We start from the raw sequence: 17173 nt of genomic DNA, 5'->3' as shown, positions 1-17173 counted from the left end.
TCGAGGAAGCGAACGGAAGCGTGAACATGGTGCATCCCCCCGGACGAGCGCTGGTCAGGCTGGGCTCGTGGGGGTCACCGTAACTCCGGCCCGGACCGGTCCGAAAGAAGGCTGCGTCGGGAGGCGTCCGCGATCAGTTGATGCAGACGGTGTCGCTGTAGTTCGTGGCGGGGCCGGTCGGAGCGGGAGTCGGGGCCGGGGCGGGAGCGGTGCCACCACCCGCAGAGGGAGCCGTGGGCATGATGCCGTCGTCGCCGAGGACGACTGTGACGGTGCTCACGGACGAGGTCTCCTGCACGCTCGCGCCCGGCAGGTAGGCGGCGACGGCCTTGGCCTGTGCCTCCTGTCCGGAGGGGTATTGGATCACCGTCGTCGCGCGGGTGTCGGCGTCGCCCGGAGTGCCGGTCTTGAAACCGGCGCCCGCGAGGGTCTGGCTGGCGGTCGTCGCAGCGCCGTTCTGGCTGCCGCCGTTGAGCACGGTCACCGAGGTGTCCGCCGGCTTCGCCGCCGTCGCCTTCTCGTAGGCGCTCGGGGTGCCCATCAGGCTCTGGATGAACGCCGGCATCGCGGCCGTGTCGACCTCGACGATCGAGATGTCGTCGCCGTCGACCGTGATCGTCGGCGTGCCGGAGATCGGGATCGTCGCCGACTGGATCTTCCCGCCGGTCAGCCCCTGCAGCTGGGCCGCGAGCTGTAGGAAGTTCAGGCCGGGATCGGTCTCCAGGGAGCCGCTCACCGCATCCAGCACCTTGGTCAGCTTGCCCGGGTTCAGCAGCGTGCCGGCCGACAGGAACTTGTGCGCCTCCACCGAGAGGAAGTACTGCTGCCGCACGACGCGGTCGAGGTCGCCGCGGGGGAGTCCGTGGCGCTGACGCACGAAGGACAGCGCCTGCTTCGCGTCCAGCGTTGAGACGCCCGCCGGGAAGTTGGCGCCGGAGTACGGGTCGTCGACCGCGTTGTTCAGGCACACCTGCACGGGGCCCAGCGCCTGCGCGATCGTGTAGAAGCCGAGCAGCGAGACGCGCACGTAATGGTCGATGCTGAGGCCCGTGAGGTTCTGCACGGTCTGGATGAGCAGCTTCGCGCCGCTCGCCGCATCCGTCGCGCCGCCGCCCAGCGAGAAGGCGGCGTTGAGCTTGTTCATCCCGTGGCCCGGCACCTCCACCCAGGAGTCGCGCGGGAGCGAGATCAGCGTCGCCGACTTCCCGTTCGCGGGGATGTGCAGGATCATCATCGTGTCCGTGTTGGTGCCGCCGCCGTCGTCTGTGGTGCTCAGCTGGTCGAGCTCCGCCTGCGAGGCGCCGTCGGGCCGGTGGTCGTCGCCGACCAGCAGGATGTTCTGGTCCTGACCGTCGACATCGTTCGCGGGCTTGGAGATCACATCCACGTGCTTCACTCCGCCGACGAACCGGAAGTAGCTGTAGGCGGCGTACCCGCCCACCACGACGAGGATCACCGCGAGGGCCGCGGCGGTCCAGCCGATGATGCGCTTCGTGCGGCGGCGCTTGCGCGGCGCTTTGTCGCGGCGCCCGCCCGGGGGCGGAGTGGGGATGCCGCCGTCGTCGCCGCCGGTTCCGTCGCCGTTGTCGCCGCCGTTGCGGCCGCCGCCTCCGCTGCCTCCACTGCCGCCGTTGCCGCGACCGTTGCCGCCGCGGCGTCCGGCGCCGTCACCGCCGAGACCCGGGGCGTCGCCGCCCATCCCGAACGGGTCGAACGGTGCGCCACCTGCGGCGCCACCACTCGTGGCACCGCCGCTCCCCGTCGGCACACCGGAGGCCGGACGCGTTGCGCGCACGGGGCGGCGCGGGTCGGCGGACGGCGCGCGTCCGAACACCTGGGTGGGCGGCAGCTGCTGGTCGCTGCCGTCCGCACCGGGATCTGAGGCGGGGAAGTTCGGGCGTCGCACACCGAAACGCTAGGGGGCGGCGGCTTGGAACCGCCTGGTTTCGCGCGGTGTTCCCGAGGAATCACCAGCTTTTCCGCCCCAGCCTCCCAGCGGAGTCCCGGATGCGGCGGTCCGCCTCCTGCGAGAACGCTCAGCCGTCGCAGTCGGCGGGCGGCTCGCAGTCCTCGTCCTCGATCGCCGCGTTCATCGTTCGGGCGATGCCGAGCAGCTGCTCCTGCTGCTCGGCGCTGAGGGCGTCGAACAGGATGCGGCGGATGGTCGCCGAGTGCTTCGGCAGCGCCCGCACCACCACGCGCCGGCCCTCGCCGGTGAGGTGGATCCACATCGCGCGGCGGTCCTCCTCGCACTCCTGGCGCTCGACGAATCCGCGGGCGACCATGCGGGTCACCTGGTGCGAGACGCGACTCTTCTCCCAGCCCGTCGAATCCACCAGATCGCGGACCCGGAGCCGGCGCCCCGGCGAGCGGACGAGGGCCATCAGCACTTCGAGCTCGGAGATCGAGATGCCGTCGTCCTGCTGCAGCTGCGCATCCAACGTCCGGTCGAATCCGCGCCGCATCAGATGGAAGGAGCGGAACAGCTCCAGCTCGTCGTCCGTCAGCTTCCGCGGGTCGGGACGGGTGCGCACGGTGGCCATACGCCATCCTGACACGCGCCGAGGGTCAGTGGGCGAGTGCCTCGAGGAAGACGACGAGCACGCCGAGCGCGACCACCACGACGAGCACCGCGAGCTGCCGCCAGCCGGAGAGTCCGGTGCGCGACACGGCGATGCGCGTGATCACCGCGAGCGAGGCGATCAGCGCGACGATCGCGATGGTGAGGCCCGTGCGGTCCTCGATGACGTCGAACACCGCGAGCCCCACGGCGATGAGCGGGACCACCAGCACACCGAGCGCGCGCGACGACACCGCCAGCATGTGCCGGAACTCGGCGACCGACGGGAGGGTGTTGTGCACGATCATGTGCGACACGAGGTCCGAGACGAGGCCGGCGAGCAGCACTCCGATGACGGAGATGATCAGTGTCCACAGCACGGTGGGCGAGTCGAGGGCCTCTCCGTGCGAGTTCATCGCCATGAGGATCGCGAGGGCCGTGAAGGTGACGTAGATCCGCTCGCGCAGCCGGTCGCCCGCCTGGCGTCGTTCATTCTCGGATGCATCCTCAGGCAGATGGATGTCGTCGTTGCGGTGTTCGCGCTGGTCGGACATGCGGCGAGCCTAGCCGGGAATGAATCTCGAGCGCGGCTGGTTCGTGTTGGATGACACGTCATCAAAAACGAAAGGCTGACATGACGAAGATCGCCATCATCATCGGAAGCACGCGTCCGGGGCGCAACGGCGAGGCCGTCGCCCGCTGGGTCTACGAGAACGCCGCGAAGCGCTCCGGCGTCGAGTACGAGCTCGTCGACCTGAAGGACTGGGACCTCCCGCACCTCGACGAGGCCATGCCCGCCGCCATGGGGCAGTACGCCGGTGAGCACACCAAGGCGTGGGCGGCGAAGATCGCCGAGTTCGACGGCTTCGTGTTCGTCACCCCCGAGTACAACCACAGCACCTCCGGCGCCCTCAAGAACGCGATCGACTACGTCGGGGCCGAGTGGTACAACAAGGCCGCCGGGTTCGTCAGCTACGGCGTCTTCGGTGGCGCTCGCGCCGTCGAGCACCTGCGTCTGGTGCTGTCGCAGCTCCAGGTCGCCACGGTCAGCGCACACGTGGGCCTCAGCCTCGCTCACGACTTCGAGAACTGGCAGCTGAAGCCGACCGAGCAGCAGACCGCCGCTCTCACCCCGCTGTTCGACCAGGTCGAGGCCTGGTCCGCCGCGCTCGAGACCGTGCGCACGGGTGCCGCCGCCGAGCAGGATGAGGACGAGGCCGCGGCCTGACGCGCCTCTCCGTTCCTTCTCCGGCTTCTGCCCGGTCCGGCTTCTGCCCGGTCTGCTACGTCTGGCAGACCGGGCAGAAGTACGTGACCCGCTCTTCGAGGTCCGTCCGGCCCAGCGACGACGACTGGATGCGCGTGCCGCAGCGACGGCAGGGCTGGCCGCGGCGGCCGTAGACCCACGTGTTGCGTCCGCGGCGGGTGTCGCCGGTGGTGACCCGGAGCGGCCGGTCGCGGTTTGCCGTGATGAGCCGGAGACCGAGGTCGACGGCCGCGGGGATGTCCGCATCCCGAACCGGTCGGGTGGGAAGCATCCCCCGCAGGAAGCACAGCTCGTTGGCGTACACGTTGCCGAGGCCGGCGAGGTTGCGCTGGTCGAGGAGCGCGACAGCCACCGGCACGTCCGGATTCTCCGTGATCCGACGGACGGCCTCCTCGGCGTCCCAGTCAGAGCCGAGGAGGTCCGGGCCGAGATGCCCGACCACGTCGTCCTCCCGGTCGCGGGGGAGGACCTCCAGCACGCCGAGCTGGAACCCCACGGCCTGCGCGTCGGCCGTGCGAAGCACTGCCCGCGCCTGGTAGCCGGGATGCCGCCAGCGGCCGTCGGGCGGGTACACCTCCCATGACCCCTCCATCTTGAGGTGGCTGTGGATGGTGTGGTCACCCACGTGCATCAGCAGGTGCTTGCCGCGGCTGACGACCTCGTCCATACGCTCGCCGGAGAGGTCGACGGTCGCGTAGGCGGGGACGCGGAAGTCGGTCTGGGTGAGGATCTTGCCTGCCAGGGCGCGGTGGAGGCGCTCAGCCGCCTGGTAGACGGTGTCGCCCTCAGGCATGCGCGGCTCCGGAGCGGGTGTCGTCGCTCATGACCGCAGCCGCAATCCGCGCGGGGTGGCGAGGAAGCCCGCCTCGGACAGCGCATCGCCGACGGGCGTGCCGAGGATGAATCCGCCGTTGACGGTCTCCACGGCGAGCTTGTCGACGCGGCGCGAGGTGACGAGCGCGGCGAGGGCGCGGGCCGCGGCGGCGAGTACGAGGCCCGACTCCACCGTCGGTTGATCGGCCCCGGTTGTGCCGTCGGAGCCGGCACCTTCTGCCACGAAGCAGAGCAGGCTCTTCCCTCCGCGCTCGACGTAGAGCGTCAGCTCGCCGTCGACGAGCACGACCAGCGCTCCGGCCTTGCGCCCCGGGCGATGGCCTGTGCCGCTCTCGCTCGGCACCGCCGGCCACGGAAGCGCGGCGCCGTACGGGTTCGCGGGGTCGGTCGCGGCCAGCGCGACGGCCTCGTATGGGCGCTGCTGCGTGTGGTCGCGCGCGTACGACCGCAACCGGTCGACCGTCGCGCCGTTGGCGAACTGAGCGCCGCCCAGCGTCTCGATGAAGTACCCGCGGCGCGCCCGCCCGGTCTCCTCGAATCCGCTGAGCACCTTGTACGCGAGCGCGAAACCTCCGGGCGTCCCCTCGTTCATGACGGATCCGCGGGTGACGACGCCGTAGCGGTCGAGAAGGGTCTCGGCCTGGCCGTGCGCGCGCACGGTGGAATCGAGGTCGCGCTCGGGCAGCAGCGACCATCGCCCGGCCGCGGTCGGCGGACCCATCCGCGTCACCATCGCGCTTCGCGTCGGAACGCGGCCGCGGTACATGCGCGCCCGTGTGGGCTGGCGCGGCCGCTTGTGCGCCCCGGAGCCGCCTGCTGTCAGAGTGCGCAAAGGCGCCAGAGTGTCGTTCGTGATGCGGCCCGCCCACACCAGGTCCCAGAGCGCCGTCACGAGTTCGGAGTCGTCGATCGCCGAGCCGCGCTCGGTGCCGAGCGTGTCGGACAGCTGGCGGAAGAAGTAGCCGCCTCCGCGACCGAGCGCATCCAGGATGCCGCGCTGCAGTTCATCCGGCTCGTGATCCGAGGGCGGCGCGAGCGTGAACGGGGCCGAATCGGCCAGATGGAGGCTGATCCAGCCGTCGTCGCCAGGCAGGCTGCCGTCGCCCGACCAGATCACCTCGCCTGTGGCCGTCAGCTCGTCGAGCATCGCGGGGCTGTAGTCGGCCACCCGGCTCGGAAGGACGAGCGACTCCCACGCCGACGCCGGGATGCGCGCACCGGACAACTGCTCGATCACCGAGGCGACCGCGTCCACCCCGCGCAGGGTGGAGCCGACGTGCTGCCACTCGGGAAGGAATCGCCCGAAGGTCGCGGTGTCGACCGGCTCGACTTCGTGGCGCAGTGCCGCCAGAGACATGCGACGCAGCCGTCGGAGGACTTCGGCGTCGCTCCACTCGCTTCCGTGCGCGTGCGGGCGGAACTCGCCCTCGACCACGCGCCCGTCGCGGGCGAGCCGTCGCAGCGCGTCGTGGACGATCGCCGGGCCGAGACCGAGCCGCGCCGCGATGTCGGCGGTCTCGAACGGTCCGTGCGTGCGCGCGAATCGGCTCACCAGGTCGCCGAGCGGGTCGTCGACGGGTTCGATGAAGGCCACGGGGACGCCGATCGGCAGCGGGACTCCGAGGGCGTCGCGGAGGCGACTGGCGTCTTCGATTGCGGCGAAACGCTCGACTCCCGCGATGGTGACCGCGAGCGCCCGGTGCGTGTCGACCAGGGTCGCGAGGTGACCGGCCGCCGTCGCGCGGTCGGCGTGCGGTGCCGTGAGCTCCGTCTCGCCGGCCTCGCCGCCTTCGCCCGTCTCGCCAGACTCCGCCGAACGGGCGGAGGCACCCCTCTCGCCTTCGGCTTCGAGACGCTCGGCCACCTCCTCCACCGACAGCGGACCCAGCAGTCGCAACAGGTCGGCGACGCCCTCGACCCCGCGCACGCGGCGTTCGGGTGCGAGCCGCTGCAGTTGCAGCTCGACGCGCTCGATGACCGTCGGATCGAGCAGTTCGCGGAGTTCCGCCCGGCCGAGCAGCTCCGCGAGCAGTCCGGCATCGAGAGAGAGCGCCGCAGCCCGACGCTCGGCCAGAGGGCTGTCGCCCTCGTACATGAACGCAGCGACATATCCGAAGAGAAGCGACCGAGCGAAAGGAGAGGCGGTCTCCGTCGACGCCTCGACCAAACGGATGCTGCGCTGCTCGATCTGCTTGGCCACATCCGTCAGCGCCGTGAGATCGTAGACGTCCTGCAGCACCTCGCGGATGGTCTCGAGGATGATCGGGAAGCTGGGGTACTTGCGCGCCACATCCAGCAGCTGCGCCGCCTTCTGCCGCTGCTGCCAGAGCGGCGACCGCTTGCCCGGGTTGTACTTGGGCAGGAGTAGCGCCCGGGCAGCCGACTCGCGGAAGCGCGAGGCGAACAGGGCCGAGCCACCGACCTCCGCCGTCACCAGCTCATCCAGCTCCTGCGGTTCGAAGACGAAGAGTTCACCTCCGGGCGGCTGCGCCTCGGTGTCGGGGATGCGGACGACGATGCCGTCGTCGGCCGCCATCGCCCCCGCGTCGACCCCGTACCGCTCGCGCACCCGTGCCTGCACCGCGAGCGCCCACGGCGAATGCACCTGCATGCCGAACGGGGAATGCAGCACCACCCGCCAGTCGCCGAGCTCATCGCGGAAGCGCTCGACGACGAGCGTCTTGTCGGTCGGAACGTGGCCGGTCGCCTCCTTTTGCTCGCGCAGGAATGACAGCAGGTTGTTCGTCGCCCAGGCATCGAGGCCGGCTTCGACGCAGCGCAGTTCGGCATCCGCCGGTGCGGCCGTGCTCAACTCGCGCATGAACGCGCCGACCGCGCGGCCGAGCTCGGCGGGACGTCCGATCCCGTCGCCCTTCCAGAACGGCAGCCGGCCGGGCTCGCCGAACGCGGGCGTGACGAGGACGCGGTCGTGCGTGATCTCCTGGATGCGCCAGCTCGTCGAGCCGAGGGCGAACACGTCGCCGACCCGTGACTCGTAGACCATCTCCTCGTCGAGCTCGCCGACTCGGCTGGCCTTCTCACCCACCATGTAGACGCCGAACATGCCGCGGTCGGGGATGGTCCCGCCGCTCGTCACGGCCAGACGCTGCGCGCCCGGGCGCCCGGTGATGGCACCGGTGTCGCGGTCCCAGACGATGCGGGGCCGGAGCTCGGCGAACTCGTCCGATGGATAGCGACCGGCCAGCAGGTCGAGCGTCGCGTCGTAGGCGCTGCGGGGCAGCGTCGAGAACGGCGCGCTGCGCCTCACCGTGTCGAACCAGTCGTCGGCGTCGATGGATTCGAGGGCCGCTGCAGCGACCGTCTGCTGGGCGAGGATGTCGAGCGGGTTCGCTGGCACGGAGAGCGACTCGATCAACCCGGCGGTCATCCGCTCCGTGGCGACTGCCGAGTGGATGAGGTCGGCGCGGTGCTTCGGGAAGACGACGCCGCGCGAGATCTCGCCGACCTGGTGTCCGGCCCGGCCGACGCGCTGGAGCCCGCTCGCGACAGAGGGCGGAGCCTCCACCTGGACGACCAGGTCGACGGCTCCCATGTCGATGCCGAGTTCGAGGCTCGAAGTGGCGACGACGCAGCGGAGGCGACCCGACTTCAAATCGTCTTCGATGAGCGCCCGCTGCTCCTTGCTGACCGAGCCGTGATGGGCGCGTGCGAGCACGAGCGCTTCCGCATCGGCGACGGCCTGCGACCCGCGGGTCTGGCCCGAGCCTCCCATCAGTTCCGCGGGCGCGCGGCTGGGCGCCTCGCCGGCCGTTCCTCCGAGGATCCTCTCCTCGTAGATCTCGTTCAGCCGGGCCGTCAGACGTTCGGCGAGCCGGCGCGAATTGGTGAAGACGATGGTGGAGCGGTTCTCGAGCACGCGGTCGACGATCGCCTCTTCGACGTGGGGCCAGATCGAACCGGCCTGGGGCGGAGAGCCGTCGCCCGGATTCTCGCTGGCGTATGTGGACGTGCCAAGCTCGCTCATGTCCTCGACGGGGACCACCACGCGCAGATCGAAGCGCTTTCCGGCCGGCGGCGCGACGACCTCCACCGGTGCGCTCCCCGCGAGGAATCGCGCGACCTCCTCCGGCGGCCGGACGGTCGCCGACAGTCCGATGCGCTGCGCCGGACGCTCCAGCAGCTGGTCGAGCCGCTCGAGCGACAGGGCCAGGTGCGCCCCGCGCTTGGTCGACGCCACAGCATGCACCTCGTCGACGATCACCGTCTCGACCGAGGTCAGCGTCTCGCGCGCCTGCGAGGTGAGCATCAGGAACAGCGACTCGGGAGTCGTGATGAGGATGTCGGGCGGATTGCTCAGCAGAGCCCGCCGGTCCGAGGCCGGTGTGTCGCCCGAACGCACCCCGACGCTGACGTGCGGTGGCTCGGCCCCCAGTCGCTTGGCCGTCTGTGTCACACCGACGAGGGGAGCGCGCAGGTTGCGCTCCACATCCACGCCCAGAGCCTTCAGCGGGGAGATGTACAGGACGCGCGTGCCGGGCTTCGCGTCGGCGGGACGCGGGTCGTTCGCGAGTCGGTCGATCGCCCAGAGGAAGGAGGCGAGAGTCTTGCCCGAACCGGTCGGCGCGATGACCAGTGCGTGCTTGCCGTGCGAGATGGCCTCCCAGGCGCCCTCCTGCGCGGCCGTGGGCGCGGCGAAGGCCCCCCGGAACCACTCCCGGGTCGCGGGGGAGAATCGATCCAGCACATCGGCCATCCCTCCATCCTGCACCCGGCCACCGACACTGTCAGGGGCTCCGGCAAGACCTGTGGATAACGCTCAGCGAGGCAGATTCGTGCGGATGAACGACGAGATGTCGCCGAGTTCGAGCGGCGAGATGGCGTGCCCCATCCCCTCGTAGATGCGGGCGTCGAGTGCGGAGTGCTCCGGCAGCCAGTCCGACGTCCGGTCAAGGGACGCGGTCGGGATGGCATCGTCCAGCGTTCCGCGGCCCCAGAAGACGGGCACCTGCGCTTCGGCGAGCTCCGCGTCCCGCGGCTGGTCGCCCTTCACGACGAACCCGGAGAGCTGCACCGCGTAGTCGAAGCGTTCGGGAGCGAGGCGCAGCAGCTGGAGGGCCATCGCGCCACCCTGCGAGAAGCCGAGGAGGCCGGTGGGCACGCGCGGCTGCTCATCCAGCCAGTCGAGCACGGCGCGCGCGGCGGCATCAGCGTTGCCGGCGAGCGGATCGCCGGGCACGTTCGTGAAGCGCGAGAACCAGGCGAAGCCGGCGCCCTCGGGGATCGGTGCGCGCAGCGACGCGATCACCGGCTCCAGCGGCAGGTAGGCCGCGATGCCGAACAGGTCGGCTTCATCGGAGGCATAGCCGTGAAGGAGCACCAGCAGCGGTCGACCGGCGCGATCGCGCTCCGAGGCGGACCAGAGGACGGCATCGCGGTCGATGCGCAGGTCGGGAGCGGGAAACGGCACCCTCCATTGTGTGCTGGGAACGGGAGTCGTCCACAGCCCCCGTCGGAGTGGCGTCATCCACAGATCGACCTGGCTGCCGTAGGTGGTCGCCCATCTCGTCCGTAGGATTCATGCATGAGCGTTCGCACCCCGGATCCGGACCCCACGCCCGACCCCCTGCCCGGCGACGGCCCGCAGCCGGGTCCGGCCTGGCTGTCGGACATCGAGCTGGAGCAGATCCGCCGCAGGCTCCCGCTGCTGTATGTGGAGGCCGTGCCTGTGCGAGTCGACGGCCTGGGGCAGGTGACGGAGGTCGGCATCCTGCTGCGCGCCAACGCCGTCGGGCAGATCACCCGCACGCTCGTCTCCGGCCGCGTCATGTACGGCGAGACGCTGCGGGAGGCGCTGTTCCGTCACCTCGAGAAGGATCTCGGGCCGATGGCCTTCCCGCAGCTGCCGGCGAGTCCGGTGCCGTTCCAGGTGGCCGAGTACTTCCCGATGCCAGGCGTCTCGCACTACACCGACGAGCGGCAGCACGCCGTGTCGCTCGCCTACGTCGTGCCCGTCACCGGCACGTGTGATCCGCGACAGGACGCCCTGGAGCTGACGTGGATGACACCGGAGGAAGCCGTCTCGCTGACGGTGTCCGAGGAGCTCGAAGGCGGCCGCGGTGCCCTCGTGAAGGCGGCCATGGCGTCGCTCGGCCGCATCGCCTGACCGGCGGCGGGCCCGGGCTCGAATTGCCTGTTGCGTCTTTTAGCTAATGGCATTAGCTTTACGGCTATGAATACTTCCATCGAGTCGCAGGTGCGCTACCTCGAGCGTCCGCATGGGCGCGTCAGCTTCACCGTCGAGGGCGCTGGCCCTCTCGTGGTCGCCGTGCCCGGCATGGGCGACCTCCGCTCCAGCTACCGCGAACTGGTCGCTCCGCTGGTCGCCGCCGGGTACCGCGTGGCCGTGACGGACCTCCGTGCTCACGGCGACTCGGACACCACCTTCACGGAGTTCGGCGACATCGCCACCGCCCAGGACCTCATCGCCCTGATCGAGGAACTCGGCGGTCCCGCCGTCGTGCTCGGCAACTCGATGGGTGCCGCTGCTGCAGCATGGGCTGCGGCGGAACGCCCGGACCTCGTCTCCGGTCTCGTTCTCTACGGTCCGCTGCTGCGCGACCCGGCGATGGGCCGGTTCGCCACGGGCCTGCTGCACCTGCTGTACCGCGGGATGTTCGCCAAGCCGTGGGGCGCCGCCCTGTGGGCCGGGTACTACCGCCGGACGCTGAACCGCGGCCGCACCGCACCGTGGCTGGGCGAGCACGTCGCGGCGATCCGTGCCTCCCTCTCCGAACCCGGCCGACTGCGCAGCTTCCGCCGTCTCACCCTGCAACTCACCCATTCGGTGGTGGAGCCGCGGCTGGGTGACGTCCGTGCGCCGATGCTGGCGTTCGTCGGCGATCTCGATCCCGACTTCCGCGATGTCGCCGCCGAGTGCTCCTGGATGGAGTCGATCGGCGCCGACGTCGTCCGCGTCCCCGAGGCGGCGCACTATCCGCACGCGCAGCGCCCGGACGTCATCGTTCCCGGCACGCTGGACTTCCTCGCGGCACGCCGCGCGGCGGACGCTGTGTGGGCCGCCCGTGCCTAGGGCCGGACTGACGCGGGAGGCGGTGGCCTCCGTCGCCATCGACCTCGTCGACGACGGCGGGACCGCGGGTTTCGACCGGCTGACGCTGGCCGCTGTGGCCGGTCGGGCGGGGGTAGCCGTCCCCAGCCTGTACAAGCACGTGTCGTCGCTGGATGATCTGCGCCGGCTGGTCGCCACGGCCTCGGTGGCGGAACTGACCCGGGTGCTCGCCGCCGCAACGATCGGTCGCGCGGGACCGGATGCAGTGCGGGCCGCGGCGGACGCCATCCGCGCGTTCGCTCACCGCCACCCGGGGCGGTACGCAGCCACCCAGCTCGCGCCGAGCTCCGACCCCGCCGACGCGCAGCTCGTCGCTCGTGCCGACGAGACGCTGACCGTCCTCGCCGGGGTGATGCGCGGCTTCGGGCTGCCCGATGACGAACTGGTGGATGCGATCCGGATGCTGCGCAGCGCCGTGCACGGTTTCATCACGCTCGAACTGGGCGGAGGCTTCGGCCTGCCGGACGACCTCGACCGCAGCTACGCCGTGCTGATCGACGGCGTGATCGCGGGAGTCGAGCGCCTGGCCGCGTAACCGCGGCCGCGGCCGCCTGTGCGCGGTGGGGACGCCGGGCCGTCTCTGCCCTCCCTCCTCAGAGAGCCTTGCGTCGGAGAAAGTGGCCGAAATCTCCGACGGGCCGTGGTCGGGCAGGAGATTCGCCGTAGCGGGACCCGAATATCCGACGGAAGCTCGCCGGAGTCCGACGGTGCCCGAGTGCCGCGACGGGAACCCCCGCCCGCACGTGTGGGCTGCGTCGGAGAAAGTGGCCGAAATCTCTGACGGGCCGCGGTCGGGCAGGAGATTCGCCGTAGCGGCACCCGGATCTCCGACGCAAGCTCGCCGGAGTCCGACGGTGGCGGAGTGCCGCGTCGGGAGCCCCGCCCGCGAATGGGCCTGCGTCGGAGAAAGTGGCCGAAATGTCCGAGGGACCGCGGTCGGGCAGGAGGTTCGCGTACGAAAGGCTCGAATCTCCGACGGAAGCTCGCCGGAGTCCGACGGTGCCGGAATGACCCGACGGGAGCCCCGCCCGCGGAGCGGGCTTGCGTCGGAGAAAGTGTCGAAAATCTCCGGCAGGCCGCGGTGGGGCAGGAGGTTCGCCGGGGGCGGGAGCCGTATCTCCGACGGTGGGCGGCTGATCTCCGACGGAGGAGGCTAGCGGGGGAGAGACGGGCGAGACGGGCAGAGACGACAAACGCGGACGTTCCGTCGGAACGCCCGCGTCTGAGCGAGTGTGGAACGGGGCGTCAGCCCTGCGCGCGGCGGGAGCCGTTGCCGCGACGCACCGAGGTGTCGCCGTGGCCCGCGGTCGCCCGGGGTGCTCCGCCGGAGCGCGAGGTGCCGGCCGACTGAGCGCCCGCGGGACGCTGCGAGCCGCCGCGACGGCGCGAGCCGCCGCCGGTGCCGCCGCCCGCGGTGGCGCCGTGCGAGCCGGAGCCGTTGCCTGCGCCGCGACCGGAGCCGTTACCGGCACCCTGGCCGCTACGGCCCGAACCCGCACCCTGGCCGCCGCGGCCCGAACCGGCACCCTGGCCGCCACGGCCCGAACCGGCACCCTGCCCGCCACGGCCCGAACCGGAGGCCGAGCCGCCGCCCTGGCCACCGGCGCGCCGGGCGCGCTTGCGCTGAGCGTTCGCACCCTGCGATACGCCGCCACCGGTGCGCTCCTCGCGGAGCGACGGGGCGACGCGGGGAGCGACGTCGCCGACGAGCGCGGTGACGGCGGCGGAGGTCGCGGTGACGCGCTGCGGGGTGGCGTCGATGGCCGCCTTGCGGAGCAGCGTCTTCACATCGGAAGCCTGGTTCGAGAGCATGACGGTGACGACGTCACCGGCGCTGCCCGCGCGGGCCGTGCGGCCGGAACGGTGGAGGTACGCCTTGTGCTCCGCCGGCGGGTCGACGTGGACGACCAGCTCGACGTTGTCGACGTGCACGCCGCGGGCGGCGACGTCGGTGGCGACGAGCACCTTCACGTCACCCTCGCCGAAGGCGGCCAGGTTGCGGTCGCGGGCGCCCTGGGCGAGGTTGCCGTGCAGGTCCACGGCCGGGATTCCGGACGCGGTGAGCTGCTTGGCGAGCTTCTTGGCCTGGTGCTTGGTGCGGGTGAAGAGGATGCGGCGGCCGGTGCCCGAGGCGAGCGCCTCCACCAGGTCCTTCTTCTCGTCCGGCGTCTCCACCTGCAGCACGTGGTGGGTCATCGCCTCGACCGGGCTGTTCGCGTCGTCGACGGAGTGCAGCACGGGGGAGTGCAGGAAGCGCTTGACGAGCTTGTCCACACCGTTGTCGAGCGTGGCCGAGAACAGCAGGCGCTGCCCGTCGGTGGGCGTTGCGGTGAGGATGCGCGTGACGACCGGCAGGAAGCCGAGGTCGGCCATGTGGTCGGCCTCGTCGAGCACGGTGATCTCGACGGCGTCGAGGTTCACGTATCCCTGCTTCATGAGGTCTTCAAGGCGTCCGGGGCAGGCGACGAGGATGTCGACGCCGGCCTTCAGCTCGGCGACCTGCTTGTTCTGCGAGACGCCGCCGAAGACGGTGGAGACGCGCAGCCCGTAGGCGTCGGCGAGCGGACGGAAGGTGGTCGCGATCTGGGTCGCCAGCTCGCGGGTCGGTGCGAGCACGAGGGCCAGCGGGCGTCCGGGGCGACGGCGGCCGCCGGCGAGGACGGTGCCGAGGCGCGCGACGAGCGGCAGGGCGAACGCGATGGTCTTGCCCGAACCGGTCTTGCCGCGGCCCAGCACGTCCTTGCCCGCGAGGGCGTCGGGCAGCGTGTCGGCCTGGATCGGGAACGGGGTGGTCTTGCCGTCGGCCGTCAGGACGGCGACGAGCGGAGCGGGTACGCCGAGTTCGGCGAAGGAGAGAGTCAAGGATGTGCCTTTCAGGCATGGACCCGGTCGGCAGTAGCGGACCGGGGTGAATGGCGAGCGCACCGAGCGGCGCGATCGTTCGCCGTATGAAGAGAAGCGTGGCGGGGACATGGCCCGGCGCGACGCGAAGCGTTCTACGACGCCGCGGGCAGAATCGTCGCCCGCTTCCTCCACCCTAGAGCATCCGGCCGTACGAGTGCTGGGAGCGCACTCGCATCCGGAGGTCGTAGACTGTCGGCCCGGAAACGAGAGGTGGCCATGGGCGTGCTGGAATCGGAGCTCGAACGCGAGCGCGCCGTGGTCGCTGGGCTGTATCAGCGGCTCGACGAACTGCGTGCCGAGACGGAGGAGCGGCTGGCCCGCGTGCGCCGCGACAGCGTCGGGAGCAACCATCAGGCGCGCAGCGAACGCGACGCCTTCGCGCGTCTCTACGAGGACCAGCTAACGCAGTTGCGGGATGTGGATGCGCGTCTCGTGTTCGGCCGCCTGCTGCTGGAGGAGCCCGTTGACGGCTCCGACCACCGCTACATCGGGCGCGTCGGCCTGCGCGACGACGACCAGCGCTCCCTCCTCGTCGACTGGCGGGCCCAGCAGGCCGGCGCCTTCTACCAGGCGACGGCGAGCGAGCCGATGGGGGTCCGCGCGCGGCGCCACCTGACCATGTCGGGCCGCCAAGTCACCCGCATCGACGACGAGGTCTTCGACGAGGCGCTGCTCGACGGCGACCGCGCCGAGGAGCAGGTGCAGGGCGAGGGCGCCCTGCTCGCCGCGCTGACGGCACAGCGGACCGGCCGGATGCACGACATCGTCGCGACCATCCAGGCCGAGCAGGACCGCATCATCCGCTCCGACCTCCGTGGCGCGCTGGTCGTGCAGGGCGGGCCGGGCACGGGCAAGACGGCGGTGGCTCTGCACCGCGCCGCATACCTGCTGTACGCGAACCGCCAGCGGCTGAGCACCTCCGGTGTGCTGGTCGTCGGTCCGTCGACGGCGTTCCTGCGCTACATCGAGGCGGTGCTGCCGTCGCTCGGCGAGACGGGCGTGGTGATGTCGACGCTCGGTGAGCTGTTCCCGGGTGTCGAGGCGACGGCCGAGGATGCTCCGGAGGCCGCGGTGCTGAAGGGCTCGGCCCAGATGGCCCGACTGCTCTCGCGGGCCGTGAAGTCGCGGCAGAAGGCGCCGGATGAGGAGCAGACGATCGTCGTCGACAACGAGCGTCTGGTGGTCCCGCCGGACCTCATCCAGCGCGCCATCGCGAAGGCCCAGCGCACCGGAAAGCCGCACAACGTCGCGCGGGTGACATTCGTGAAGAACGCCCTCTCGGAGCTCACCGATCAGCTCGCGGCGCAGCTGCGCGCTTCGGGGTCGACCATCGACGACGCCGACCTCAAGGTGCTCCGGGAGGACCTGCGCACTTCGTACGACGTCCGCGTGCTCCTCAACACGGCGTGGCTTCCGCTGACACCGCAGAAGCTGCTGCAGGACCTCTATGCGCGCCCCGCGTGGCTGGCGGAGCTGACCCCGCGCTGGTCGCAGCAGCAACGGGATGCGCTCCGCCGCGACCGCACCGAGCCGTTCACCGTCTCGGACGTCCCCCTGCTGGACGAAGCGGCCGAGCTGCTGGGCGACTTCCCGGGCCGGCCGGACCCAGCCGACCGCGAGCGCGACCGTCAGCGCAAGCGCGACCTGGAGAACGCGCGCGCGGCCATCCGCAACATGGGCGTGCAGGGGCTGGTCAGCGCCGAGCAGCTGGCCGACGGCTTCGCCGAGCAGGCCGATCGCGGCACGACCGCGGAGCGCGCCGCCGCCGACCGCAGCTGGACCTACGGCCACGTCGTGGTGGACGAGGCGCAGGAGCTGTCGCCGATGCAGTGGCGGGTGCTCGTGCGACGCTGCCCGATGAAGTCGTTCACCATCGTCGGCGACATCGCCCAGGTGGCGTCCGCCTCCGGTGCGACCAGCTGGCAGGATGCGCTGAACCCGATCTTCAAGGACGCCTGGCGGCTGGAGGAGCTGACGGTCAACTACCGGACGCCCGCGCAGATCACCCGCGAAGCGGAGCGCATCGCCGCCTCCGCCGGCCTGCCGATCACGCCGACGCGCGCCGTCCGCGAGGGCGACTGGCCGATTCGCCGGGTCCGGGCGGACGGCGGGGATGCGGATGGCGGGGATGCGACGCTCGCCGCCGCCGTCGCCGACGCCGTTGCGCACGACCGCGGCATCGATGCGGGCGGCACGCTCGCGGTGATCACGACCGAGGCGGACCTCCCAGCGGTCGCCGCGACGGTGGAGGAGCGTTTCGGCGACGCCGCCGGCCGGGGCGCGACCGGCCTCGGGCGCCCGATCGCCGTGCTGACCGGCTACGAGGCCAAGGGTCTCGAGTTCGACGCCGTGGTGCTGGCCGACCCCGATGCGCTGGCCACCGAGTCGCCGCGCGGGGCCGCGTCCCTCTACGTCGCGATGACCCGCCCGACCCAGCGCCTCACCCTCGTCTCCCGCTGACCTTCATCCCACAGGCCATCCGCTCCTGAGTTTTTCGCACGAATCGGCGTCGGGAGGC

Annotated in this window: 12 protein-coding genes; 5 read left to right on the top strand and 7 right to left on the bottom strand. The window is 71.3% G+C overall.

Features of this window, described 5'->3' with window-relative positions; all coding sequences use genetic code 11:
- Window positions 1-133: 133 nt before the first annotated feature.
- The 3 genes from J2Y42_RS00410 to J2Y42_RS00400 all read right to left on the bottom strand — a co-directional run bounded on the left by J2Y42_RS00410 (window position 134) and on the right by J2Y42_RS00400 (window position 3114).
- Complete coding sequence (locus J2Y42_RS00410) at window positions 134-1906, bottom strand: LCP family protein (protein ID WP_309853602.1); 1773 nt, start codon at window positions 1904-1906, stop codon at window positions 134-136.
- Window positions 1907-2036: 130 nt separating this feature from the next.
- The gene (locus tag J2Y42_RS00405; RefSeq protein ID WP_309853599.1) at window positions 2037-2543 is read right to left on the bottom strand and encodes a MarR family transcriptional regulator; all 507 of its coding nucleotides are present in this window, start codon (window positions 2541-2543) and stop codon (window positions 2037-2039) included.
- 25 nt (window positions 2544-2568) lie between these two features.
- Window positions 2569-3114: a hypothetical protein gene (locus J2Y42_RS00400; RefSeq protein ID WP_309853596.1), complete on the bottom strand. Its 546-nt coding sequence runs from the start codon at window positions 3112-3114 to the stop codon at window positions 2569-2571.
- Between the two features lie 80 nt (window positions 3115-3194).
- On the opposite strand from J2Y42_RS00400, the gene J2Y42_RS00395 reads away from it, so the two are divergent.
- Window positions 3195-3788 carry an NADPH-dependent FMN reductase gene (locus J2Y42_RS00395; RefSeq protein ID WP_089877161.1) on the top strand — a complete coding sequence of 198 codons (594 nt, stop codon included), beginning with the start codon at window positions 3195-3197 and terminating at the stop codon, window positions 3786-3788.
- A gap of 55 nt (window positions 3789-3843) precedes the next feature.
- Here J2Y42_RS00395 and J2Y42_RS00390 read toward each other — a convergent pair whose 3' ends face one another.
- From J2Y42_RS00390 to J2Y42_RS00380, 3 genes are all read right to left on the bottom strand, one after another.
- Window positions 3844-4620, bottom strand: a complete 777-nt coding sequence (locus J2Y42_RS00390) for a DNA-formamidopyrimidine glycosylase family protein (protein WP_309853588.1) — start codon at window positions 4618-4620, stop codon at window positions 3844-3846.
- Between the two features lie 27 nt (window positions 4621-4647).
- A complete protein-coding gene (locus tag J2Y42_RS00385) occupies window positions 4648-9375 on the bottom strand; it encodes a DEAD/DEAH box helicase (protein ID WP_309853585.1) in 4728 nt (1575 codons plus the stop codon).
- Window positions 9376-9438: 63 nt separating this feature from the next.
- The gene (locus tag J2Y42_RS00380) at window positions 9439-10089 is read right to left on the bottom strand and encodes a dienelactone hydrolase family protein (protein WP_309853582.1); all 651 of its coding nucleotides are present in this window, start codon (window positions 10087-10089) and stop codon (window positions 9439-9441) included.
- A gap of 114 nt (window positions 10090-10203) precedes the next feature.
- On the opposite strand from J2Y42_RS00380, the gene J2Y42_RS00375 reads away from it, so the two are divergent.
- The 3 genes from J2Y42_RS00375 (at window position 10204) to J2Y42_RS00365 (ending at window position 12286) form a co-directional block, all read left to right on the top strand.
- Window positions 10204-10785 (top strand): NUDIX hydrolase family protein, encoded by a 582-nt coding sequence (locus tag J2Y42_RS00375; RefSeq protein ID WP_309853580.1) that lies wholly within the window; start codon window positions 10204-10206, stop codon window positions 10783-10785.
- Between the two features lie 66 nt (window positions 10786-10851).
- Window positions 10852-11712 carry an alpha/beta hydrolase gene (locus J2Y42_RS00370; RefSeq protein WP_309853577.1) on the top strand — a complete coding sequence of 287 codons (861 nt, stop codon included), beginning with the start codon at window positions 10852-10854 and terminating at the stop codon, window positions 11710-11712.
- Entirely contained in the window at window positions 11705-12286 is a 582-nt protein-coding gene (locus tag J2Y42_RS00365) for a TetR-like C-terminal domain-containing protein (protein WP_309853574.1), read from the top strand. The genes J2Y42_RS00370 and J2Y42_RS00365 overlap by 8 nt, the downstream gene beginning before the upstream one ends.
- Window positions 12287-12996: 710 nt before the next feature.
- Here the strand turns inward: J2Y42_RS00365 and J2Y42_RS00360 are convergent.
- Complete coding sequence (locus J2Y42_RS00360) at window positions 12997-14613, bottom strand: DEAD/DEAH box helicase (protein WP_309853571.1); 1617 nt, start codon at window positions 14611-14613, stop codon at window positions 12997-12999.
- A 258-nt stretch (window positions 14614-14871) separates the two neighbouring features.
- Between J2Y42_RS00360 and J2Y42_RS00355 the strand changes: the two genes are divergently transcribed.
- Window positions 14872-17115, top strand: a complete 2244-nt coding sequence (locus tag J2Y42_RS00355) for a UvrD-helicase domain-containing protein (protein ID WP_309853567.1) — start codon at window positions 14872-14874, stop codon at window positions 17113-17115.
- Window positions 17116-17173 lie beyond the last annotated feature (58 nt).

It is taken from the genome of Leifsonia sp. 1010 (assembly GCF_031455295.1).
Lineage (GTDB): Bacteria > Actinomycetota > Actinomycetes > Actinomycetales > Microbacteriaceae > Leifsonia.
The sequence above is the reverse complement of the archived record's forward strand: the minus strand, read 5'-3'. Positions and strand labels throughout refer to the sequence as shown.

Excerpts from the sequence above, each read along its gene's own strand:
- J2Y42_RS00405 (WP_309853599.1), bottom strand. The coding sequence starts at position 2,543 with ATGGCCACCGTGCGCACCCGTCCCGACCCGCGGAAGCTGACGGACGAC.
- J2Y42_RS00400 (WP_309853596.1), bottom strand. The coding sequence starts at position 3,114 with ATGTCCGACCAGCGCGAACACCGCAACGACGACATCCATCTGCCTGAG.
- J2Y42_RS00395 (WP_089877161.1), top strand. The coding sequence starts at position 3,195 with ATGACGAAGATCGCCATCATCATCGGAAGCACGCGTCCGGGGCGCAAC.
- J2Y42_RS00390 (WP_309853588.1), bottom strand. The coding sequence starts at position 4,620 with ATGCCTGAGGGCGACACCGTCTACCAGGCGGCTGAGCGCCTCCACCGC.
- J2Y42_RS00385 (WP_309853585.1), bottom strand. The coding sequence starts at position 9,375 with ATGGCCGATGTGCTGGATCGATTCTCCCCCGCGACCCGGGAGTGGTTC.
- J2Y42_RS00375 (WP_309853580.1), top strand. The coding sequence starts at position 10,204 with ATGAGCGTTCGCACCCCGGATCCGGACCCCACGCCCGACCCCCTGCCC.
- J2Y42_RS00370 (WP_309853577.1), top strand. The coding sequence starts at position 10,852 with ATGAATACTTCCATCGAGTCGCAGGTGCGCTACCTCGAGCGTCCGCAT.
- J2Y42_RS00355 (WP_309853567.1), top strand. The coding sequence starts at position 14,872 with ATGGGCGTGCTGGAATCGGAGCTCGAACGCGAGCGCGCCGTGGTCGCT.